Genomic DNA, 24599 nt, shown 5'->3' with positions numbered 1-24599 from the left:
TTAATCCTGTGGGATGGTCAACAGGTTTCCGCCAAGGCGTTGGATATCGGTACAGCGATTAAAGGCAATAAGATTGACATCTATGTCGATACTAATACCGAAGCGATTAACTTAGGCGTCCAATCAGTCACCGCTTTATTAGGAAGTGGGTCAGGGAATGGCAACAATAATGGGTCAACGGGTCAACAAATCGCCCTACAAACCTACAATGGTCAGTATGTGGGTGTAGAAGAGAATGGCGCACGCCCTGTTGTCGCTAATCGGACTACAGTTGGCAACGGGGAAACCTTTACCCTGCATGAATTGGGGGGAAATCAAATCGCATTGCAAGCCCCCAATGGTCAGTATGTCAGTGCTGAAGATGGTGGCGGACGTGAACTGGTCGCCAATCGCAGTAGTATTGACGCCTGGGAAACCTTCACCTTGCATCAATTGGGGGGAAATCAAATCGCCCTGCAAGCCCACAATGGTCAGTATGTTTGTGCTGAAGATGGTGGCGGACGTGAACTCGTGGCTAATCGCAATTCAATTAGCGGATGGGAGGTGTTTGTCAAAATTAAACCCGGTACTGTTCCCCCTCCTCCACCGTCGGGTGGCGGTTTTGCCAGTATCGTATCACGCCAAACCTACGACGCCATGTTCCCCAACCGGAACGATTTGTATAGCTACGATAACCTAGTCGCCGCCACTCAGAAGTACCCAGAGTTTTGCAACCGGGGTGCCGATGAGCAACGTAAACGCGAAGCAGCCGCGTTCCTGGCAAATATTGCCCACGAAACAACAGGAGGCTGGGATACAGCGCCCGGAGGACCTTACGCCTGGGGTCTCCATTTTACCGAAGAGGTAGGGTGTGAACATGGAGGCTGTACCCAATACTGTGATCCCAGCAATACCCGCTATCCCTGCGTACCCGGTAAAACCTATCACGGGCGAGGTCCAATGCAATTGTCATGGAACTATAACTATGGTCAAGTGGGCGAAGCCTTGGGGATAAATTTGTTAGCTAACCCCGATTTAGTCAAAACCGATGGTGCGATCGCGTTTCAAACCGCCCTGTGGTTCTGGATGACGCCCCAACCCCCCAAACCCTCTGGTCACGCTGTCATGACTGGCGGTTGGACACCCAACCCCAGCGATATCAGCCAGGGACGTGCGCCCGGTTTCGGGATGACAATTAACATCATCAATGGTAAACTTGAGGGATGTGGAGAAGCCACATCTCCCCAAGTTGAGGACAGGGTTGGCTTCTATCAGCGTTTTTGCGAGATGTTAGGTGTGAGCATGGGCGATAATATATACTGCGATCGCATGGCACACTATTAAAGTTTGTAGTAAGCGCTTTAGCGCTTCAGGTAGGCAACGGATTGTTGAACGGATGTAACGGATGAATCGTAAATCTGAAGCTGAAGTGAGTTTATCCGTTGCCCACCGATTATATCTATAGAGTTCAGTGCGATCGCGCCGTTACCGTTTTGCCCGATTCCAGGGAAAAACAAGAATACAGAAGCTGACGCCTTTTACGAGGAGGCTCTATGACGGTCAATTCAACAGTAAGATGGATACTTATACCAATCTCTAGCCTTACCCTCTCAACCTGCCTAACCCAGAATACCCTAGCCCAATCCCTACCGCCACCAGGCGTCACCCTTCCCCCAGAAACACCCGAAACCATCGAACAAACGATTCCCCAACCCCCCGCCTCACCCTTCCCCTCAGAACCCCCACACCCCCTCCCCAACCGCAACTGCAAACCCCACCCTCCCAACCCCCACCAGATATTACCTCCCCAGAAAGCGATCGCGATCGCATCTTGATCAAAACCATAGAAGTTTTCGGCAATACCGTCTTACACCCAGAAATTACCGCCTTAATCGAACCCTATCAAAACCAGGAAGCCAGCTTCGAGGACTTACTCAACCTCCGCTCAAATATCACTCAACTCTACATTAAAAACGGCTACGTCACCTCTGGCGCCTTCCTCGTCAATAATCAAGAACTTAGCCAGGGTGACGTTCAAATCCAAGTCGTCGAAGGGGAACTTGAACAGATTGAAATCACAGGATTAAACCGCCTCCGAGAAGGATATGTCCGCCGTCGCCTAGAACTCGCCACCCGTCCCCCCTTAAACCAACAACGCCTCGAAACCACCCTGCAACTGTTGCAACTCAATCCCCTTTTCCAACAAGTCAACGCCGAATTAACCGCAGGGAGTACCCCAGGGCAAAATATCCTCCAAATCCAACTCCAAGAAGCCTCCGCCTTTGGCGCTGGTATCGCTACCGCCAATACCCAATCTCCCAGCCAGGGTTCTGTGCAGAATAGTATTAACGCCAGTCATGATAACCTCTTAGGATTTGGCGATCGCATCAGTGCCACCTACGGCATCACCTCAGGAGTCAACCTCTACAACCTGAACTATACCCTACCCATCAATGCTCGTGATGGCACTTTAACCCTAAGTTACAGCAATACCAACAGCCAGATTATCGAAGCACCCTTCGAGGACATAAAGATTAGAGGCGAAAGCCGCAACCTTTCCGCCAATTTCCGTCAACCCCTGATCTACACCCCCGAACGGGAATTAGGGATTGGTGTAGCCTTCGACTTGCGTCGCAGCCAAACCTATATCCTAGATGATATTCCCTTTTCCTTCTCCGAAGGTCCCGACGATGGGGAATCGAAAGTAACAGTGATTCGATTGTATCAAGATTGGGTCAATCGTAGTCCCGGACGAGTCTTAGCCGCGCGATCGCAATTTAGTTTTGGCATTGATGCCTTTGATGCCACGATTAATGATATCGGCATAGATGGGCGATTTTTTACCTGGATTGGACAATTTCAGTGGGTAGAACAATTATCCCCCCGCGCCTTACTCGTCGCCCGAATTAATACCCAACTCACCCCCGATGCCTTACTTCCCCTAGAACGCTTCACAATCGGCGGTGTGGATACCGTCAGAGGCTATGCCAACAATCAACGAGTGGGCGATAATGGGATTATGGGTGCCGTAGAGGTTCGCATTCCCTTAACCTCCAACCCTAATATACTCCAATTATCCCCATTTTTTGAAATTGGCACCGTTTGGAATAACCAAGGCATTACCCTTGAACCCGCCACGATTGCTGGCTTGGGACTGGGGTTAAACTGGTTAATTACGCCAGATTTATTATTACGTCTCGACTATGGCATCCCGTTAATTGACGTTGATGATGAAGGGGACTCGCTGCAAGACAATGGACTCTACTTTTCCCTGCGTTATCAACCCTTTTGAGATATCGAGGACTGCTAACGATAGGTAGGGTTAATCAGAATAGACTTTACCCTTAAATCGGGCGCAACGCTTTGCACCCCTACAGTTTTCGGACATAAGCTTAATTCATCAAATCAGGTGTGCTATGCCACGACTGGCGCGTCACCCTATTTTTTTGTCTTCTGTCTTGCAGATTTCTGCAAAGACAACTGTATTAAAAAGAAACACAAAATACAGAATTAAGCAATTTTGTTTACACAAAGCAGCATGATGTTAGAGATTTTCTAAATTATTGTAGTAATTAAGTGGCTAATGAGGTGCAATAGTAGCTAGGAAAAAAATACAAATTTGCTTCATTTGTTTAAGCAAAAACACTAATTGTTGTGTTTTTGGACTACTATGTCATTTTTGATAAGGAGAAATTTAAATGAGTCGCCATCTTTATGCGCTGCTAGTGGGAATTAACGAATACCCTAAACCCATCTCTAGCTTATCTGGCTGTGTGAATGACATTAATGCCGTAGAAGAGTACTTGAAAGAGCGGATTGCTCAACCAGACGGATACAAGCCTCATATACGCAAGCTCTTAAACCAAGAGGCTACCCGTAAAGCAATTATTGATGGCTTTGAACAGCATTTGTGTCAAGCAGGAAGCGAAGATATTGTTCTGTTCTACTACAGTGGTCATGGTTCTCAAGCAAAAACGCCCAAAGAGTTTTGGCATTTAGAGCCAGACCGACTGGAAGAAACGTTAGTTTGTTATGACAGTCGTGCTGAAGGTGGCTGGGGTTTAGCGGATAAAGAATTGGCATACTTGATTGCTAAAGTTTCCGAAAAAAATCCCCACGTTTGTATTATCCTGGATTGCTGTCATTCCGGTAATGGAACAAGAGATTTGTTGCAAGAGACAGGGGTGCGTCGCTTCTGTAAAGACGATCGCGAACGCCCCTGCGATAGCTACATCTTTTCACCGGAGGAGTTAGAAACCTTATCAGTTCGTGGTAGAAACCCTGAAGATCACCTCAGTGGTTGGAAGATACCCACAGGACGCCACATTCTCCTAGCCGCTTGTCAGGACTGCGAAACAGCAAGTGACGCCGTAGATGGCAAACAGCAGGGAGCGTTTTCCTATCTCTTGATGGAAACATTGCGAAACAATGGCAAGTTGACGTATCGGGACTTATTTAAGCAAGCCAATGCCTTAGTTCGCAGCAAGGTTTCAGCTCAATCCCCTCAGTTTGAAGTAACTCATTCAGAGGATGAAACCCGATTTTTCTTGGATGGTGCGATCGCAGAACGTAAACCCTACTTCACAGTTCAGTATACCAAAGACCATGGTTGGGTGATTGATGGGGGCGCTGTCCACGGTGTTAAAGGTTATCATAAGGGTGAAACAACTCTCCTAGTACTGTTTCCGATGGACTGCTACGACTTGCATGATCCGTCACAATCTGTTGGTGAAGCTAAAGTAACTCAGGTGTTGCCATCGCTGAGTAAGGTAGAAATTAGCGGTATTGAAAACTTGGCAAAGGATCGCACGTTTAAAGGCGTTGTTACTAGCGTACCCATGCCACCTTTAGGTGTTTCCTTTGAGGGAGAGGAAGCAGGAGTTAATTTAGCACGTCAAGCTTTGCAGTCAGCGAGTTTTGGAAACCAACCCTCAGCCTATGTGCGTGAAGAACAGGAACTCGCTGAGGCAGAGTTTCGCCTGCTGTGCTGTAATGAACAATATTTAATTGTTCGACCCACTGATGATCGCCCTCTAGTAGAGCAAATTGACGGCTATACGATTGAAAATGCACAAAAGGCAATTCAACGCCTCGAACATATTGCCCGCTGGAATGCAATTGTTAAACTTCACAGTCCTCCTACCAGTTCAATAAAACCGGATGATGTAAAGATGACGTTCTTGTCAGAGGAGGGTGAGGAATTATCTCAATCCAAGGAAATTCGTTTGGAATACAAGTACAGTGACAGCTACGGTGAGTGGGAACAGCCTGCATTTAACCTCAAACTCACTAATACAAGTAAGAAAACACTTTACCTTACCTTAGTTGATCTTACAGACCTTTTCGCTGTTCAAGCCCTGTTTTCTGACACAGGTAGTGTGCGGCTTCAGCCGGAGGAGGAAGTTGTGGTTCTAGAAGAATACGGTGGTATAGCGCCCAAAGTGCCAGACGAGTTATGGGAGCAGGGGATTACCGAATTCAAAGATATCATGAAATTAATTGTCAGCACCACTGAGTTTGACGCCCGGTTAATGACTCAGGAGGCGCTTGACACTCCTCGACCGACAAAAAGAGATGTATCATCTCCGAATCAAAGTACTCTTGATCGTTTGATGAATCGGGTTCAAAGTCGTGATCTGGAACCCAGAAGCAAAGGAAGGTTTGACAATTGGTACACAGAGGAAGTTGTCATCACCACAGTTCGTCCCCTGGATGCGATTAAAGTTTCTAGTAAAAAACCGCAAGAATTAAAGACAGGTGTCCAATTGCAGCCGCATCCTAGCTTACAAGCTAATGTGCGTTTAACCACCGCACCTCAGGTAAGTCGGGATGTGGGAAATAAGATTGTGCCACCTATCTTTCAAGACGATCCCCATGTGACTCAATCCTTTAAATTTGCCGTTAGTCGTGGCACGGCTCCAGAGTTGAGTATCTTGGAACTGGACGATGTAGAAAACCATACAGTTGTTACCCCTGATGCACCGCTGAAATTAGTTGTTGACACTCCATTACAGGACAATGAATACATTTTGCCAATTGGCTATGACGGTGAGTTTTTCCTGCCATTAGGTTTAGGAAAAAGCACTGAAGACGGCAAGACAGAAATTGAGCTAGAGCGATTACCAGAACCCGTGAGTCAAGGAAAACGGGATCTAAAAGGGGCGATTCGGATCTGTTTTCAGAAAGTCGTGCGAGAGCAGCTAGGTTTGGAATTTCAATATCCTCTCCTCGCCATAGCTGAAGTCGGAGATGATCAGACAGTAACGTATGAAACCGATGTCGCTGTGGTTAAAAAGCGAGTTGCCCAATCCGAGCGAATTGTTCTCTACATTCATGGGATTATTGGCGATACGAAAAGTTTGGTATCTAGCCTGCAACAGCCCCTAAAAGTAGAGGATAACAACCGTTCTATTCGGGAGCTTTACGATCTCGTTCTAACCTTTGACTATGAGAACCTAAACACGCCCATTGAAGAGAATGCTCGATTGTTGAAAAAGCAACTGGAAGCTGTCGGTTTAGGAGCCAACCATGGTAAAGTTCTGCACATTGTTGCCCATTCTATGGGCGGATTAGTGTCCCGTTGGTTTATTGAACAAGAGGAAGGCAATAAAGTTGTCCAACACTTGATCATGTTGGGGACACCAAATGCTGGTTCTCCTTGGGCAACGGTGAAAGAATGGGCAACAATGGTTATGGCTGTAGGTATAAATAGTCTTTCCCAAACACCATTGCCAGTGAAAGCGCTGGGTAGTCTGAGTGAGGCGATGATGAACACCGTTGAGGTGGCATTGGACCAAATGCAGCCCAACTCTCAATTTATTCAGGCTCTAGCTACCAGTAACGATCCAGGTATTCCCTATTCCATTATTGCCGGGAATACATCGATTAGTCCAGCAGCGTTGCAGGAAGACGGGGAAAAAGCGACTCTGCTCAAACGGTTAATGAAAAAGCTATTTGATAAAGCCGTTGCTTTACCGTTCTTGGGTGAACCGAATGATATTGCGGTAACGGTGCATAGCATTAAGTCTCTTCCAGATGGATGGAGTGTTTCTCCCTTTATCCAAGAAGTTGCTTGTGATCACTTGACGTATTTCAATCATCCAGAAGGCTTAAAGGCTTTACTGACAGCTTTGACGCAAGAGTCTAAATCTCACATCTTGCCAAATTTAATGGTAACCCAAAGGTAGCCAAATGTAACCAAATGTAGTGGCGTGACCCACCTCAAATAGGACTTTGTTTGTAGTGAGAACTTTAGTTCTCTAACACCTATCTGGAGAGGGCTGAAGTTCCCTCACTACGAACCCAATCTATTGCACAATTTTAGCTGGGTCACGGCGCCATCGTGCGTTAGCAAAGCGTAACGCACCGTTTCCAGGCTCAGAATGATACATTAGAGGGCGAGCCGAGCAAATTGAGTGGAATAGAGTTTCTAATTAGTGCAAGCGGCTCGCCCCTACACAGATCCCACAGGTGTTTATTTTATCCGTAACGGGTGTGATATCCGTGGACAAATCTTAATTTATTGGCATTCTTATCAGAGGGCTGTACCCATGCCGAAATCGAAAAATTTTCAGCGAAATTTTGCTATCGTTATCGGAATCAATACCTATCACAATCGCATCCCACCCCTACAGACTGCCGCTCCTGATGCTGAAGAACTTGCCCGCATTCTCAAAGAACAACATGAGCGGCTTACTGAAAAGTATCAAAAGCAACAAAAGTATGAAGTTTTGCTTTTGTTAAACGAAGATGCAACCCTTGACAAATTCAAACAACTTCTTGAGGACTTTAAACGTAAACAAATAACGCTTCCTCAAGGGAAAGTAGATGTTAGTGAAGACGATCGCATCCTTTTCTACTTCGCTGGACATGGAATTGCCTCAGATGCTCTCGAAAGTCAGGATGGACCAGCAGGCTACCTGATTCCTCAAGATGCCATCTTATACCAAAACAACACGTACTTACCCATGCAGGAGTTACACGATGCTCTACTCGAACTTCCCTGTCGGCATTTGTTAACCATTCTAGACTGTTGTTTTGCTGGAGCATTCCGCTGGGCAAGCCTCAGTCGAGATCTTGAGCCGAGAGTCAAAATCTATAAAGAACGTTTTGATCGCTTCATTAGCGATCGCGCATGGCAAGTCATCACCTCAGCCGCAGATGATCAAAAAGCCTTGGATGCCTTGGCGCGACGCGGTAAAACCTCAGATGGCAAACATTCTCCCTTTGCTCAAGCTCTGTTTGAGGCTTTACAGGGAACCACTGATGAAAATTCTAATCTCAATTTTGATCTCAATCAAGATCACATCCTCACGGCGAGTGAGATTCATTATTACCTGCGGGAAAAAGTTGAGACAACCACAGAGGAACATTACCAGCGCCAAACTCCAGGATTGTGTCCACTGAAAAAACATCAAAAAGGAGAATTCTTTTTCCTTTTGCCGGGATTTAACCGAGATAAGTTGGAGGATGCACCCCCTCTTAATCCAGAAAATAATCCCTACCGAGGATTGCAGTCTTATGATCAAAAAGATAGTAACTTGTTCTACGGCAGACGTAAACTGATTGATCAGCTTTGCGCTCATGCTACTTCTGAAGAGCAAGCCTTAACCGTCATCTTAGGGGTTTCTGGAACGGGTAAATCCAGTTTAATGAAAGCCGGATTATTACCGCGTCTGGCGGCGGAGCATAAGTATAGGATTTTAGAGATGCGCGTGGGGGACAGTCCCCTAACTGCTTTGGCAAAGGTTTTACAAAATGCCGATAAAACGAGTCAAAATGCAACTCAAATAGCTGAAGAGTTTGCCAAAGACTCACAAGCTCTAGTAACTCGGATTAAAGACTGGCATAAAAGGTATCCAGACGACCAATTATTGCTAGCTATTGACCAGTTTGAAGAGTTGGCAACTCTTAGTCAAAGTGATAGTAACCCAGAAAATAAAACGGGTGATAGTCACACAGAACAACAGCAATTCCAGGAACTCCTCAAAGAAGCGATTAAACAATGTCCAGATTGTTTCGATGTCGTGGTTACGTTGCGGCTTGACTTTGAAGCACAGTTTCAAGAGGGTATCCTCAAAGAATTCTGGGAAAATGCCAGGTTTGTCGTGCCACCGATGACTCAGGATGAATTGCGGGAAGTCATTGAAAAACCTGCATCGGAAAAAGTATTATATTTTGAGCCTCCCAGTCTGGTTGATGATCTGATTAACGAAGTTGTACAGATGCCAGGAGGATTACCCCTTCTTTCCTTCACGCTCAGTGAATTATACCTGAAGTCTGTGAAAGAAAGAAGAGAAAACCGAGCCTTAACTGATGCGGATTATAAAGCCTTAGGAAAAGTCATTGGTTCTGTAACCAAGCGTGCCGATGAGGAGTATAAAAATCTGGTTAAAAAAGATAAAGCTTACGAAAAAACAGTGCGTCAGGTGATGCTACGGATGGTTGCTGTGGGTGATGAAGCTCGCCGTCGGGTACTTTTATCGGAACTCGATTATCCCGATCATAAAGTCAATTGGCTAGTATATATTTATCTAATTAAGTGGGCAGTTAAATCAAATTTGCCTATTGTGATCAAGTACTTTTTGCCCAAAAATGAATGCTTAAAAGAAAAAGATCGTGCCCAAGAAGTGATTAAGAAATTTTGTCAGGCACGTCTATTGGTTAAGGGTACAAATCCTGAAAATCCTGAAAACCCACCCTATGTTGAACCTGCCCATGATGCTTTAATCCAAAACTGGCAGCGACTGAGGGAGTGGAAAGACCAGGAAAAAGAAACCTTAATTTTACAGCGAAAATTAACCCCAGCGGCGAATGATTGGCATGAAATCAATCAACCAGAAAAAGATAGCAAAACTAAATCTAAATTTAGAATAAAATACTTTTTTTATTGCTTGGAAAAAATTGAAGCTTTTCTCATTGCTCAAGCCCAGCATCCCATCCGCAAGGTTAAAAAGGCTCGTCTAGCTAAACAGCAATCAAAGGAGCTCTCAAAAAATTACCTTTGGCACAATGATCCTCGACTCGCGCAGTTGAATTTATGTTTGGACTCCCCAGAGAGTTGGTTTAATCAAACCGAAGATGAGTTTGTGCGAGAAAGCCTTATCCAAAAAGGAAGAAACACTTATCGGCTTGTGTTAGTTATTTTATTGACAGTAGTGGGATTAGTCTGGTTAACGGGTTGGGCTGTGTTCGAGCAACGAAAAGCTAAAATTGAAGAAATGCTGGCGTGGAGAGAATCCGCAGAAGGCAATTTAAAATCCGATCGCGATATCCGCACCTTTGTCGATATTTTAAAAGCTGTCGATATTTCCAAACATCCACTGGTTCGATTTTTCCCTCCTGATACCGCCTTAGCCGAAGTTCAAGAAACAATGTACAAGGCTTTTTATACCGTAAAAGAACGCAACCGCATAGAGAGCGATCGCGCGACGTTTGCTCAGGTAGCTTTCAATCCGAAAACTAACGAATTGGCAACCATTGGTGATGGCGATACAATTCGACTTTGGGATAAATCAGGTAATCAAGTTGACCAATTCTCAACAGGTCAAAATCTGCTCTATAGTGTAGCATTTAGTCAGGATGGCAAACGATTAGCAACGGGGAGCGGAAATGGTACAGTTAAGTTGTGGAATCTGAAAAATGATGGCACCGTCGATTACAATTCAAACAGTATAATCTGCCCAATTGCTAATCCAACCAATAATTCTGGAACTAACCTAGAGAATACTTCTGGAACTAACCCAGCCAATCCTTCTGGTGCTAACCCAACCAATCCTTCTGGTGCTAATCCAGATAATACTTCTGAAACCAACCCAACCAATCCTTCTGGTGCTAATCCAGATACTACTTCTGAAACCAACTCAGCCAATACTTCTGGTGCTAATCCAGATACTACTTCTGAAACCAACTCAGCCAATACTTCTGAAGCTAACCTAGGGAATATCTCTGGTGTAGCCTTTAGTCATGACAATAAGCTATTGGCAACCCTTATAGAGAGAAAAGACGCTCAGAATAATCCAACCACCACCGTTAATCTATGGGACATTAACCAGGGCAAATGTATCCCAAGGAATATCGCCAATACACCACTGGGTCAAGCAGGTCAACCTCCAAACAACCAACAGACAGCAACTCTTCAAAAAAATCAACTCACAGTACCTACTCAAAACAACCAACCCACAGTACCTATTAAAGACATAGCATTCAGTCCTAATAAGAATCTCCTCGCCACTGTTGGACAAAACAATATTGTCAGATTATGGGACATCTCAGGCAACAAGCTGGGAGAATTTCCCACTGATAAAAGAAATGTCTATAGCTTAGCCTTCACCCCTGACGGGAAATTGGCAACCAGTGGTGATCAAGGTACAATTAAACTATGGACGATTCAAACGAATGGTAGAACAGCTACCCTCGCTAGCCCAACGCCGCAGGAAATTAAAACAGAACAAACCCTTGTCTACGATATTGCCTTCAGTGAAGATAAAAAATGGTTAGCTACCATTGGTGAAGATAGTGCTATCAGGCTACACGATAGAAGTTGGCAGTCGCACGATAGAACTTGGCAGTCATTCATCAAACGGATTTGGGACAAGCCTATTGTAGAAATACCACCAATTGAAGCCAGTAATCAAACGATAACCGCTACGAGTGCTGTGTTTAGTCCTGATGGCAAGACAATGGCAACTATTGCAGGAGACGATACTGTAAAACTTTGGAATAATTTGGGTCAACAAACTGCCCGATTTAAAACAGATGCAGGAAATATTAAAAGTATCGCCTTTAGTCCAGAAGGGAATCTCTGGCTAACCAGTGGAGAGGATAGTGAAATCAGTATCCGAGATACATCAGGTGAGGAAATTGATACAATTTCACTGCCAGATATGCTAGTCTGTGATCAGGAAAACAACAATACGGATGAGAACAGCGAATCATTCCCCAATCCTATCACTCAGGTTGTGTTCGCCTTCATCGATACCAATGATGGTACTGAACCGGATGAAGACAACTGGCGATATAATCAACTTGAAGACGACGAATATGCTGGAATGATGACTATTTTTGAGGATGGCACGATGCGCTTTTTCCCCCTTCATGAGGGAGACTTCAAAAAAACATCATCGGGTAAACATTGTACCGAACCTTTCCCCAAGGATTTAGGACTGATTAAAGGTTTAGCCAGTAGTCCCGATGGGGAACATCTCGTCACGGTAGGAAAAGACGGTGACACTATCAATCTTTGGGATGAAGAAAGTGATCAATTTCAGCAACTTCCCATTCCCATAAAAGACAAGGAGACATTCACCAGCGTAGCATTTAGTCCAGACGAAAAACGACTCGCGATCGCAAGTGCAAGTGCAGGGGAAGATGAGACGGGGTTAGTCCGGATATGGGATATCACCCAGAACCAATTCGTCGAACAATTTGACACCGGACAAGGACAACTTTATAGTGTAGCCTTTAGTCCCTTAGATAGCAGGCAACTGGTTACCGGGGGAGGAGATGGTACTGTCAAGGTATGGGACATATCTAGTAACCGTCCGGCTCAATTCTCGACTACACAGAGGACGATTCAACGTATGGAGTTTAGTCCGAATCAGGAACTCCTCGCCACGATTAATAAAAACAATCAACTCAACCTCTGGAATGTCCGAGAGGATGGTACAGTCAGTTTAAATCCGGCTGCTGAAATCGTCCAACAGCAATACGGAGGCGTGAAGAATGTAACCTTTAGTCCGGATGGGGAGACGTTGATTATTGTGGGCAAAGATGATACGATTAAGCTCTGGACTATCTCCACTAACCAAATTAAGTCCTTTGCCACTCAGCAACAACAAATCCAGAGTCTCGCTGCTAGTCCCAATAAGCGGAAATTAGCCACAATTGGCAGTAATGGTATACTCAAGCTGTGGCAAATTCAGAATGACACTCTCAATCCTATCGATATCTCCAAAAGCCAACTAAGTCGAACACAAATCAATAGTTTAGCCTTTAGTCCAGACGGAAAAAAACTGGCAACGGCACAAGGTAATATCCTGAACCTGTGGACTGTCTCATGGGGTAAACTATCCAATCAGTCAGTGGATCAATTCCAAACCCAGCAACCTATTCAAAGTGTAGCCTTTAGTCCCAACAATAAGAAAATAGCAACGGCTGGAAATCAAGGACTGCTAAAACTGTGGGACACAAAGGGGAACTTACTCGACCAAATTCCCACAAAGCAAACCAGTATTACCCGTTTAGTCTTTAGTCCCAATAGTAACATCATCGCTACCATTGGTCAGAATAGCACACTCAATCTATGGGATACATCGGATAAATCTGAAGCGAAACTGTCCCTAATTTCCACTCATCAGGCTCAAGGTGTTGCAAATGTCGCCTTTAGTCAGGATGGCAAATTCCTAGCAATTGGTCGAAACAATGGCTCGATTGAACTGCGGCAAATAGGTGATGTAGACGCTCTCAAGGCAGGAATTTGCAATACAATCGGAGATTATTTTCAGAATAACCCCGATCGCCAACTTTGTGGTGGAATCGCTGTATCCACCCAGAGAATCCTGAGTCGGGGGGGTGATAAACTCTTAGTACCCAGCCTCACCAATCCGGACAAGCAAGCCGGAGTGCAAGAAATCGCCGCTGGTGCTTTTCCCACAGCGATTGATGAACTCACCTCATCCCTCGAGGAAAACCGCAATGATCCCGAAGCCTTAATTTACTTGAATAATGCTCGCATTGGCACTCGAAAATCCTACACCATTGCTGTATCGGTTCCCCTAGGGAATAATGTTCATCATGGATTGGAAGTCTTGCGTGGTGTGGCTCAAGCTCAAGATGAAATTAACCGAGAAGGTGGGATTAATGGTGTACCCTTGCGGGTATTAATTGCTAATGATAACAACGATCCCAAAGTCGGTAAACAAATCGCCCAAGAATTGAGCAAAAATCCGGACGTGCTGGGGGTTGTCGGACATTTTGCCAGTGATGTTACTCTAGCGGCGGGAAAGGTTTATCAAGCCAACAAATTAGCCGCCATTTCTCCAGTTAGTACCTCTACGCAATGGTTTAAACCCCCTTGGTATTCAAGTCAATATAGGTTCCGCACCGCACCCGACGATAATACCACGGCGACAACGTTGGCTAACTCTATGCTAAATAAACTCCAGGAGAAAAACGCTGTTGTCTTCTATAATTCTCAAAGTCAGTATAGCCAATCCCTGAAGTTAGCATTTAGTGATGCTGTGCGTTCAGCAGGAGGGCAAGTTTTGCAAGAATTTGACTTGTCTGATCTTAATTTTGATGCCCAACAGACGGTTCAAGAATCCACGCAGCAAGGTGCTAAGGTGCTGGTATTATTGCTCGACAGGGAGGAAATCGACGACGCGATTGAGATCATCAAACAAAAGCGTGGGAACCAAATTATTTTAGGGGGAGATGCGTTCTATGGTACGAAACTCTTGGAAGTTGCCCAGGAAGAAGAAAATGTCAAAGACATGATGATTGCAGTTCCCTGGCATATTAGCAATTCTCAGTCCCATTTTGCCCAGACATCAAGAAAGCTTTGGTGGGCAGATGTAAGCTGGCGCACCGCCCTATCTTATGATGCCACCCAAGCCCTGATTGCCGCACTGAAGCAGAATCCCACTCGTCAAGGGGTGGCTGAAACCCTACGTTCAGAAAGTTTTAGTGTTGATGGTGTAACCGGTAAGGTACAATTCTTACCATCAGGCGATCGCAAAAATCAGTTAACCAATCCCTTGAGCCAACTCGTCACGATTGAGCCAGGTTCTCGTTCCGGTTATGGCTATGATTTTGTGATTCACCCATTCACTAAAACAGAAAGCCACTCACAGCCTTGAAAAGGAGGTTTGTAGTAGCTAGTTTGTAGTAGCCAGTTTGTAGTAGCCAGTATGTAGTAGCCACTTTAGTGGCTTCAAATCCTTGATTTCCCAGCACGAAGTGACTACGAACGAACGGTTTGTAGTAGCCACTTTAGTGGCTTACTCTGCTTGCTTTCCCAGCACTAAAGTGCTGACTACAAACCGATCGCAATCCGCTCCTGACACCCCTGAATCTCCAATTCCAGTCGCGGTTCTGGCTGATTACAGAATAGAACACCCCGATAACCACTAGCAACCAGCGTAAAGGATAACTGTTGACTTTCCCCAGCTTCCACCGTCGCGTCTCCTAAATTTACCTGACATTTTTCCCAATCTACACGTACCTCTCGATTACTGAGAATATCAGTAATTAAAACGTGATGGATTGATTTCATTACCTTAATTGCCAAGTGACGCACCGTAAATCCGATTACCCCATTCTCAAATTCCTCTACTCTTATTTCCGGGGGTAATCCAGTAATTGTGAGTTGCTCATTTTTAGGGGATTGGGGAAGTATTGAGTGTGTAGAGGCGGGTAATGGAATTTGCTTTTCGCTATTGATCATAACGTTTGGGCAAAACCCGCCCTGACTAGGTTTTGAGTTAACTCCCTTATCTGTCAAAGGACGTTCTCTTGGCGCTAATGGGGGAATTACAGAGATACCATCGGGATTCATTGCCCACTGCTGCGCTTTTTTAATCAAATTTGACTGCAATTTTGCTGCTTTCCTCAGCTTTCCCTGATTCGTCACATAATCCACCTGTTTTTTCTTCGTCGCGATCCAACGTTCCCGGGCAAATTGACGCTGTTGTAGGTTAGTGTCGTTGACAAATTGTTCGTAAAATGCTAATGTTTCCACCAATGCTCCAACTTTTTCCAGAGCAATTCCTATCTGTGGCATCAACAGGTAGTCTTGCCAGTCACAATTGGATAAAACCCCCTCTTTCATAAATTGTTCATACTGTTGGCGTTGCTCTTTGCTCAAGTTTTGCGGGACTAATTCTGACCCTGCTAGTTCATAAACAATGTCGGAATTTAACGCGGCTTTTTCCTCGGTTGAACCAATGACATTGGGCAAATCGGTTTCTAGCAATTCCAGGGCATCTTGCCAGTATTTCTGGCGGAAGAAATAACGGAACAGTAGCCGTAGTAGCTTGATTCTAATCCCATCCCGCGTCGCCAGTCGAAAACAGTCTTTAACCTTGGCTAAATCATCCAACCCTACATAAACCACACAGGCTTGTTGGTATTCCTGCTTCATTTCCAACGCCTGGGCGACATAGCGCAGCCATTTGCGATCGCGCGGTTTGTCAGCTTGCCGCCATTGGTGAATAATCTGATCAGCTTCGCCTGCTTGTGCCAAATGCGCTAATCCGTCTGGCATACCGACAGTAAAGGCTTTTGCCCGATGATAGTCTGGGAGTTGAGTTGCATTACTTTCGTCCCAATACTGTATCGCTTGATCATAATTTTGGGCGCGATAAAAACAGGTTCCCGCTTGCACCTTTAGTTCGGGATAACCCACTGAGGCTAAGATAGCTAGAACTTCACCAAACTGCTGCCATTGTGATGAGGGTATTGAGGAATCATTGGCAAGGGTTTCAATGCGACGGGCATAATCTTTAATTCCTTGCTGCCATTGTTTTTGCTGATTAACCTGTTGATTTCCCTGAATAACCGATGATTCATGACTGATAATATACCGAGTAAAACTATCCAGCGCGGCTAAATCATCCGTAGGTGTCACCATAAACCGCGCCAGGATGCCCTCAGCCGCTGATTGATGTTGGGGGTGCGAATCATACCAAGCCACCAATTCTGACCAGCACAGCCCCTGCCAGAAGCAATCCCACGCCTGATCGGATTCCCCCAACTCTAGGAAACAATGACCCGCGTCTCGATACTGCCTCTCAAACTTCAGCGCCCACGCCTGACAAGAGTTGGCTTGAGTAATATCCCCTAAATCACGATAGAATTGTTTGGCTCGGCGTAGTAAACTGGGATTCTCTGCGTGTAATCCTTTAAGCTGAAATTCTTGCGCGATCGCACCCGGGTCATCTTCCCGCATTGTCTGTACCATATTTGGCATACCCGGTGCCAGAGTTTTCACATTATCTTGCCAACAGTTTTTGTGTTTAGCATAGCCTAGCATTGCCTGTAACAAGGCTTCATCACTGGCATAGTGCCACAGTTGACGGTTTCCTTTGTCTGAATCGACGATAAATAAATAATCCGTTGCCCGACTAGCCGCAACATAGAGTTTATTGAAAAAATATTCAACTTTGACTTTTTGGTCAATTCCTTGTAGTTTCCAGACATTATCGCTACAGTCTTCACCAAATTTATACAAAATTACCCGTTTAAATTCCAATCCCTTGGCGGAAATGGCGCTTAAAACATTTTTTAATGGTTCTGGGGATAGTGTGGAATGTTGAGTTAATTCTCTCATCTCCTCTGTTCCCTGTGACACACCGAGCGTGTTACCGAGCGGAGTCGAGGTAAGCCGAGGTGTTCCCTGTTCCCTCGGATTCAACTGCGGAAAAATCTGAGATAATACTTCATCCGTTTGGGCATAGGCCAGTTCCTCCCCTTCTTCACAGGGAACAATGATAATCGTGTCTTTGATATAGGTAATTAATTCCTCCGCACTAATAGTCTGATTGAGAATAAACATTTGCGGTTCAGGAAAATCACCTGGATGCCATGCGGTTTGGGGTTGGAGTTCGGGAATGTCAAAGAGGACGTGACGCCAAAGCTGAATTAAATTGGTGAATTGAACAATAGACTGATTCGACCGATAGTTATAGGATAGTTCCTGAAAATTAACCGTCAGCTTTAATTGATCCGCCGGATCAAGGGCGGTAATCACTTCCGCATCAAAAGCCGCTTGGGTACTAGACCAATGGAATCCAGTTGGGTTTAAGGTTTGAAACGGATCACCCGCAAAGGCAAAGGGTAAACTCGGAATCGGTTGGTATCCCAAATGGTATTGGGAAAACAGCGACAGCCGCATAATTAGCTGTAACTCTAGGCGAGTAAAGTCTTGGGCTTCATCGCAGAATATGGCGGTATAGTCGGGATGATAACACTTCAATTCCAAGACTCTGGCAATTAAATCTTGGTCATCCCAGTAACCCAGTTCCGTGGTTAGATGTTTATACCAGTGTTGCCAAATCGTGTCATAGATTCCCTGAAATTTCTCTACATCAATCGTGCGTTCTTTGCGGGGAACTTCCTCCTGATAGTCTTCTGGCGTCATGTCGTCCGATTGACCATAGCCTTTAATAAAACTGCGGATAATGTGCCAACAAATTTCTGGAGAATAGCGGCGGGATTGGGGAAGATGCAGGATCAGTTTGGCTAGGGCGGGTTCGGGACAGGTTCCTTGATACAGTTGTTTGAACCGATGGAAGGAAATATAGTGGTCTGGGTTAAACCGTTGTCGTTCCTGGGGGGGGAGTAAGCTTAACAGAAATTTACCAAAAGGTTGAAAATAGCGATCGCAATTGGGAATGTCATCACCGGGACTGCGTTCAGCGACAAAGCGGTGGTGGGAACGCAGGAGGCGGTTGACCCCATCTCGGGCAATGTCTAATAACCGTTCATTGTAGGTGAGAAACAGGGGTTTACCCGGAAGCGGTTCGGGACGGCGATGTCCTTGGGGGGTGTAATATTTACGGTAGCAGTAGTCGGCAAACAGATAAATCAGCATCGTGGACTTGCCACTACCCGCCCGTCCATTAATAAATAGGGGAAGTGAGTCGGTTTCGAGGGTAGGACAAGACACCGATTGGAGAATCTCCTCTTCTTCCGGGGAAAGGGCGAGATTTGCCTCTCTCCCCCGTTCAATCGCCAGCCAACTTTCGTCATCGGCTAAGAGGTAAGCGGGATAGGAACGACGGGCGAAGGGGGTTAATTCGTGGATAGTCAGGGGTTGGGATAAGCGGTTGGGGGTGTTTGCACCATTAAATAGGGTGGTTCGCACTCCCACTTCCCGAATCTCGGCGCTGGAGGGGGGATGATCAAAGGCGGCTAAGAGAAACAAGACACCGCGAACACTGGCGTCAGTGGTTTCAATCTTGCTGTAGAGAACGTAACAATTGTTTTCACTCCAGAGGTTGACATTTTCGGGAAGGTGGGGTTCACGGGAAACGATTAGGGTTTCGGCGAAGCTATCGGTTGGGATGGCTACAGGATGACCATTGCCATTTCCCGTAGATGTGGCGGTATGGGTATTAATCTGGGAAATAATCTGATAGTAGGTTTTCCACGTCTGTTGCAGTTTCACCGTGGTAAACTGTCTCACCCATTCTTCACTTTCATAGATCACCCAATCATCGGGAACAATATCCCGTTCCCATCCCGGCGGATCAAGCCAAGGGCGCAAGCGTTGCGGGAGTTCGGGTAAGGGTGCAACCGCCTGTTGCTGAGATTGGGCTTGGGTTAGCCAATCGCGAATCTGTTGCAGGTCGAGTTGGGGTTCCAGATGGGTGCGACCATAATCAAGGGGGGATTCCAGAAACTGTTCATAGTCGTGATCACCCCGTTTAAAGATATCAACGAAGCACAACAGTTGCTGATGATCCAGATGCAGGATACGACCAATCAGGCGGCGGTTGAGGATGCGGCGCTTCAGATAAGGATATACTCGCTCAAACCGGGATTGCACTTCATCGAGTCGTTGAGTTTGCAGTTGAGTACACAGATCATCGATGCGATCGCGAATTCCATAGCGTTCTGCTTTCTCATTAAACCCAGAGGTGCGATAGATGTACATTCAAGAGTTCCCGTTCTTCTCTTAATATCTCTATTTTCGTCTAATCGAGAAAGTAGCGGAAACGATTTGAGTAACAATTTATACCAAAACAGGCAATGAGGACGTAGGAGTCATTCATGATTTGCCCCTACTGGCGTGGTAAAGATCATCGATGCGGGAAAATAGGGGCAGTTATTTGTTGCCACACTCATTCGACTATGCCAGACCTATTAACAGAGATTAATCTACCGCCTCAATTTCCTGACCATACCCAGTTACCAGAATCAGATGGTACGGATTATGAGCCGATGACTCCGAATCAACGGGGACATTATCCGATTAAGCCGGGAATTCGCCACCAAGCCAATAGCAAACTTAAAGCCGTCTTATGTGGCTTGTTCTCACCGTAAATGAGCCGCATAAAATTCCTTTTGACTTCTTTAAATTTTCAAAAGACGTAGCATACTACATCTCTACTTTTGAATAGCGATACTCGCTGAAAACGTTAGTGCCTTTCACATTTATCTAAACCGGGATGAGCCGGCTAAACCTTATGGTTAAAATCAGTTTGTTATCTTCAACGCCGCTTTGGTTTTTCCATTTAGTTCCCTACAAAATAGGGGAATGCTTTTTCATTAACCTGCTTCCCCTGTTTATCGTGCAAGTCGTTGGTGGGAGTATCACCGATGTAGGTAAGGCAACAATGGTGGGTTCTCTTGTCAGCGGCTATATAGCGGCGAGTTTTGGATATAGTTGGTGTTTTGCCACGGGTACAGTTTTGACAGGGTTAACGGTTGTTTGTTTTTGGTTACTTGAATTAATTATGCAAAACGACAGTTAAAAAGTTCTGTCATTCCGATAATTAAGATGTAGTCAATGCCTGGAATAAATTGCTTAAGTCACACAGAAATAGCCGAGAACTAAAGTTCTGGCTAAAAGCTAAAACCCGTTAAAACGGGTTCAAAGTCTTAAATTGTCAGCTAAAATTTACTTGGTTATACGAGGATCGCTATATAGCGCGTCTATTAAGCAGGTTTGCGGAAATAAATTCAACCTTATGGAGTTATGTAAACAAGCCTCAAACCCTTACAAAGGGCGTAGCTTGCTTCTCGCGATAGCGAGTATGACAAATGACAAATGACAAATGACAAATGACGATCTCAGCCGTTAACTTTAATTGTCCCCACTTACTTATGACTCTTCTGACAACTGCTCTAATTCTCGCAGCGCCTGTTGACCTGCACCCACGGCTAATCCCATCACCCCGCCAATTGTGGCATATTGAGACATGGCATTGGGTCGCTGATCAGCATGATTAATTTCAGCCACGCCGATGCCTAAGATTACACCCGCAATGCCAGTGATAATGCTGGAGAAAATAATTCGCTTACTATTCATTTTCCCTAACCTAAACTGAAAAAAACTGTAGTAATTTGCTGTATTCTACGTTTACTTTTACCAAAGATTAGGGAAACTGGGTAACTAAAGTCAATTTTTGCAACAAAATTATGGCTTTGTTAACATTGCCTAACTTTTGTTTATACTTTTTGATGAATTCTGCGGCATTCCTTTAATGAATATTACCGCATTGTTACTTCAGGTTTCGGCTCAAGCTCTTGTGACTCCGGTGTCTTCTGGTTTTTGCCAGGGGAATTAAATAAGCGATCGCTCCCCGATTTGATCACAATATAGAGGATAGGAACCACAAACAGACTCAGGAACGTGGCGACAAACATTCCCCCGAAAACCGCCGTCCCCAGGGATTGGCGGCTTCCTGATCCCGCACCAGTGGCGATTACGAGGGGAAAAATCCCGAACAATGTAGAAATCGCTGTCATCAAAATCGGTCGCAAACGCTGCTGCGCCGCCTCAATCGCCGCTTTCCTCAGCGTCAACCCTTGCTCTCGCAACTGATTGGCAAATTCTACAATCAGAATCGAGTTCTTACTCGCCAAACCAATCAGCATCACCAAGCCAATCTGACAATAGACATCATTCGGTAAACCCCGCAGAGATTGCGCCATTAGCGCCCCTAAAATCGCCAATGGAACCGCCAAGAGAATAATAATCGGGTCGATATAACTTTCGTATTGAGCCGCCAACACTAAGAACACAAACACCAAGCCAAAGCCAAAAATAATCGTCGCTTGACCTCCCGACTGGATTTCTTCCAGGGATAACCCCGACCATTCATAGCCTAATCCCGGCGGTAATACCTCAGCAGCGACTTCTTCCATGGCTTGAATCGCGTCTCCCGAACTGACTCCTGGCGCGGCTGACCCATTAATTTCAATCGAGCGGAACAAGTTATAGTGATTAATGGTTTGCGCCCCTGTCGTTGGGGTAACGGTAACTAAATTCCCCAGAGGAATCATTTCATCCCTTGCTGAGCGCACATACAATTGATTAATATCCTCCGGATTTGAACGGAATTGGGCGTCCGCTTGGATATAGACACGATAGGTGCGCCGTTCCAGGGTAAAGTCATTCACATAACGCGACCCCAAATAGGTCTGCAACGTCTCAAAGATATCATCAATATCCACCTCCAACGCCTTCGCCCGGTTACGATTCACCTCAATCTGTAACTGGGGTGTATTCGCCGCATAGGTACTAAACACCGCCTGTAACTGGGGATTCTGATTCGCCGCACCCAGTAATTTCCCCATGTTTTCAATTAGCGAATCCAAGCTAAAATTACCTCGGCGGTCTTGGAGTTGAAATTGGAACCCGCCGAAACTCCCCAAGCCACGAATTGAGGGAGGATTTACGGGAAACACTCTAGCTTCTTTAATCCCAAACAAACGTCCCCGGACTTGATTAATCACAGCTTCAGCGGATTGAGAGGGATCAGTGCGTTCTGACCAAGGCTTCAGCGTGGTAAAAACGATCGCGCTATTCGCCGTATTCCCACTAAAGCCAAAACCGCCCACCGCAAACGTAGCCCGCACTTCATCCAGGGGTAAAATAATATCTTCAATCTGCTCAATCACATCATGGGTGTAGTTGAGCGACGAACCCTCTGGTCCTTGGACAATCGTCATAAAATAGCCTTGGTCTTCATCCGGGAGAAATGCGGATGGCACACTTTCGTAAACCCACACCGTTAGTGCTAATAAACCAATAAACGCCACAATCACCAGAGTTTTCACGCGAGTCAGGATAATCAGAAATCGCCGATATCGCTGCTGCATTCCGTCTAAGAACCGATTAAATCCATCAAAAAAGTGACCCCAAAACCCCGTCGCCTCTGGCTTTTGCCGCAAGATTAAGCCAGACAGGGTTGGCGTCAGCGTCAGCGCCATAAACGTGGAAACGGCAATTGAAAACGCGATGGTTAGCGCAAATTGTCGGTATAACGCCCCCGTTGTCCCCGGAAAGAAAGCCACTGGAATAAATACCGCCATTAACACCAATGACGTGGCAATTACCGCCCCCACCAATTCCCGCATGGAAATAATCGCCGCTTGTCGAGATTTGATTCCCCCGCGTTGAATCTTGGTGGTGATATCTTCAACTACAACAATTGCATCATCCACCACCATGCCCGTGGCGAGCGTCAACCCAAATAAGGTCAAACTATTAATCGAAAAATCAAAAATTTTGACAAAAGCAAACGTGCCAATTAGAGATACAGGAATCGTAATTGCTGGAATAATCGTGGTGCGCCAGTCTTGTAAGAACACAAAAATAACCAACACCACCAATCCCACTGCTTTTAGCAAGGTGAACACCACTTCCGAGAGGGATTGATTAACAAAATCTGTGGTGTCAAAGCCAATATCATAGGTCATCCCTGGTGGGAAATCCGCCGCCAGTTTCGCCATTTCCGCTTTCACCGCTTTCCCTACGTCTAGGGCGTTACTCCCAGGAACGGTAATAATTCCCAACCCGACGGCTTCATTTGCTCGAAATCGCAGGAACGTGCCATAATTTTGCGCCCCCAATTCTACACGACCAACATCGTTAAGTTTAATCAGGGTGCCATCTTCATCGGTGGCTAAAATCAATTCCTCAAAGTCCGAAACCGTTTCTAAGCGACTAATTGCCCGTAAGTCAATTTGATATTGCTGTCCCTCTGGCGCGGGCGGTTGACCAATACGCCCTGCGCCCACCTGGATATTCTGTTCCCGCAGTGCATCAACCACATCTTGCGCCGTCAGGTTACGACTAGCAAGGCGTTGCGGGTCTAGCCAAAGGCGCATCGCATAAGTACGTTCGCCAAAAATTCGCACATTTCCCACCCCATTCACTCGTTTTAGGGCGTCTACCAAATACAAGTCGGCATAGTTACTTAAAAAGAGATTATCGTACTCGCCATTTTCTGAGTACAGACCAAATCCCATCAGGAAGTTAGTCGATTCCTTATTTACCGTCACCCCAGTTTGGAGTACAGATTCTGGCAATTGGGGCTCAGCTAAAGAGACGCGATTTTGCACATCAACCGCCGCAATATCCTGATCCTTGTCTGCTTCAAAGGTGATATTGATTGAACTGGTGCCATCATTGCTACTGCTTGATGTCATGTAGCGCATCCCATCGACACCATTAATTGCCCGTTCTAAGATAGTCGTCACCGCATTTTCCACGGTTTGAGCATCGGCACCATTATAGTTAGCTTGGACACTAACTTGTTTGGGGCTAATATCGGGATATTGGGCAACAGGTAGCGTGGGAATACTCATTGCTCCGATTAACAGGACAATCAGGGAGCAAACAGTCGTAAATACAGGTCGTTTAATAAAAAATTCGACAAACATTTAAATTTTAGGGAACAGGGAATAGGGAACAGGGAATGGGGGAGATGGGAGTTGTAGGGGTTTGGTCTCCAAACCCCATTTCTGATGTAGGGGGAGATGGGGGAGATGGGGGAGAGGATGAACAATCAACCATGAACAATGAACAATCAACAATCAACAATCAACCATGAACAATCAACAATCAACCATGAACAATCAACAATCAACCATGAACAATCAACAAT

At 45.6% G+C, this 24599-nt stretch carries 10 protein-coding genes; 7 read left to right on the top strand and 3 right to left on the bottom strand.

Going from position 1 to position 24599, the window contains the following annotated elements:
• The 5 genes from ACLFWI_RS06770 to ACLFWI_RS06750 all read left to right on the top strand — a co-directional run.
• A partial coding sequence (locus ACLFWI_RS06770) for a glycoside hydrolase family 19 protein (protein ID WP_446412290.1) occupies window positions 1–1323 on the top strand: 1323 nt, incomplete at its 5' end.
• 209 nt (window positions 1324–1532) lie between these two features.
• Window positions 1533–1814 (top strand): hypothetical protein, encoded by a 282-nt coding sequence (locus ACLFWI_RS06765; RefSeq protein ID WP_446412289.1) that lies wholly within the window; start codon window positions 1533–1535, stop codon window positions 1812–1814.
• A complete protein-coding gene (locus tag ACLFWI_RS06760) occupies window positions 1811–3271 on the top strand; it encodes a ShlB/FhaC/HecB family hemolysin secretion/activation protein (protein ID WP_446412288.1) in 1461 nt (486 codons plus the stop codon). Before ACLFWI_RS06765 ends, ACLFWI_RS06760 begins: the two co-directional genes overlap by 4 nt.
• Before the next feature lie 406 nt (window positions 3272–3677).
• Window positions 3678–7166, top strand: coding sequence for a caspase family protein (locus tag ACLFWI_RS06755; protein ID WP_446412287.1), 3489 nt, complete (start codon window positions 3678–3680; stop codon window positions 7164–7166).
• 249 nt (window positions 7167–7415) lie between these two features.
• Window positions 7416–14837 (top strand): nSTAND1 domain-containing NTPase, encoded by a 7422-nt coding sequence (locus tag ACLFWI_RS06750; protein WP_446412286.1) that lies wholly within the window; start codon window positions 7416–7418, stop codon window positions 14835–14837.
• Between the two features lie 176 nt (window positions 14838–15013).
• Here ACLFWI_RS06750 and ACLFWI_RS06745 read toward each other — a convergent pair whose 3' ends face one another.
• Window positions 15014–19636, bottom strand: a complete 4623-nt coding sequence (locus tag ACLFWI_RS06745) for a hypothetical protein (protein WP_446412285.1) — start codon at window positions 19634–19636, stop codon at window positions 15014–15016.
• Window positions 19637–19833: 197 nt separating this feature from the next.
• Here ACLFWI_RS06745 and ACLFWI_RS06740 point away from each other — a divergent pair, with 197 nt between their 5' ends.
• Both ACLFWI_RS06740 and ACLFWI_RS06735 read left to right on the top strand, forming a co-directional pair.
• Entirely contained in the window at window positions 19834–20025 is a 192-nt protein-coding gene (locus tag ACLFWI_RS06740; protein ID WP_446412284.1) for a hypothetical protein, read from the top strand.
• 143 nt (window positions 20026–20168) lie between these two features.
• Window positions 20169–20456 carry a hypothetical protein gene (locus ACLFWI_RS06735; protein ID WP_446412283.1) on the top strand — a complete coding sequence of 96 codons (288 nt, stop codon included), beginning with the start codon at window positions 20169–20171 and terminating at the stop codon, window positions 20454–20456.
• A 350-nt stretch (window positions 20457–20806) separates the two neighbouring features.
• Here the strand turns inward: ACLFWI_RS06735 and ACLFWI_RS06730 are convergent, their stop codons facing one another.
• Window positions 20807–21013 (bottom strand): hypothetical protein, encoded by a 207-nt coding sequence (locus tag ACLFWI_RS06730; RefSeq protein ID WP_446412282.1) that lies wholly within the window; start codon window positions 21011–21013, stop codon window positions 20807–20809.
• Window positions 21014–21195: 182 nt separating this feature from the next.
• Window positions 21196–24375: an efflux RND transporter permease subunit gene (locus tag ACLFWI_RS06725; RefSeq protein ID WP_446412281.1), complete on the bottom strand. Its 3180-nt coding sequence runs from the start codon at window positions 24373–24375 to the stop codon at window positions 21196–21198.
• Window positions 24376–24599: the final 224 nt, after the last annotated feature.

This window comes from Coleofasciculus sp. (assembly GCF_046539235.1).
GTDB lineage: Bacteria > Cyanobacteriota > Cyanobacteriia > Cyanobacteriales > Coleofasciculaceae > Coleofasciculus.
Note: the sequence above shows the minus strand (reverse complement) of the source record. Positions and strands in the feature narration are given on the sequence as shown.

Excerpts from the sequence above, each read along its gene's own strand:
- ACLFWI_RS06740 (WP_446412284.1), top strand. The coding sequence starts at position 19,834 with ATGCCAGACCTATTAACAGAGATTAATCTACCGCCTCAATTTCCTGAC.
- ACLFWI_RS06725 (WP_446412281.1), bottom strand. The coding sequence starts at position 24,375 with ATGTTTGTCGAATTTTTTATTAAACGACCTGTATTTACGACTGTTTGC.
- ACLFWI_RS06735 (WP_446412283.1), top strand. The coding sequence starts at position 20,169 with ATGGTTAAAATCAGTTTGTTATCTTCAACGCCGCTTTGGTTTTTCCAT.
- ACLFWI_RS06765 (WP_446412289.1), top strand. The coding sequence starts at position 1,533 with ATGACGGTCAATTCAACAGTAAGATGGATACTTATACCAATCTCTAGC.
- ACLFWI_RS06745 (WP_446412285.1), bottom strand. The coding sequence starts at position 19,636 with ATGTACATCTATCGCACCTCTGGGTTTAATGAGAAAGCAGAACGCTAT.
- ACLFWI_RS06755 (WP_446412287.1), top strand. The coding sequence starts at position 3,678 with ATGAGTCGCCATCTTTATGCGCTGCTAGTGGGAATTAACGAATACCCT.
- ACLFWI_RS06730 (WP_446412282.1), bottom strand. The coding sequence starts at position 21,013 with ATGAATAGTAAGCGAATTATTTTCTCCAGCATTATCACTGGCATTGCG.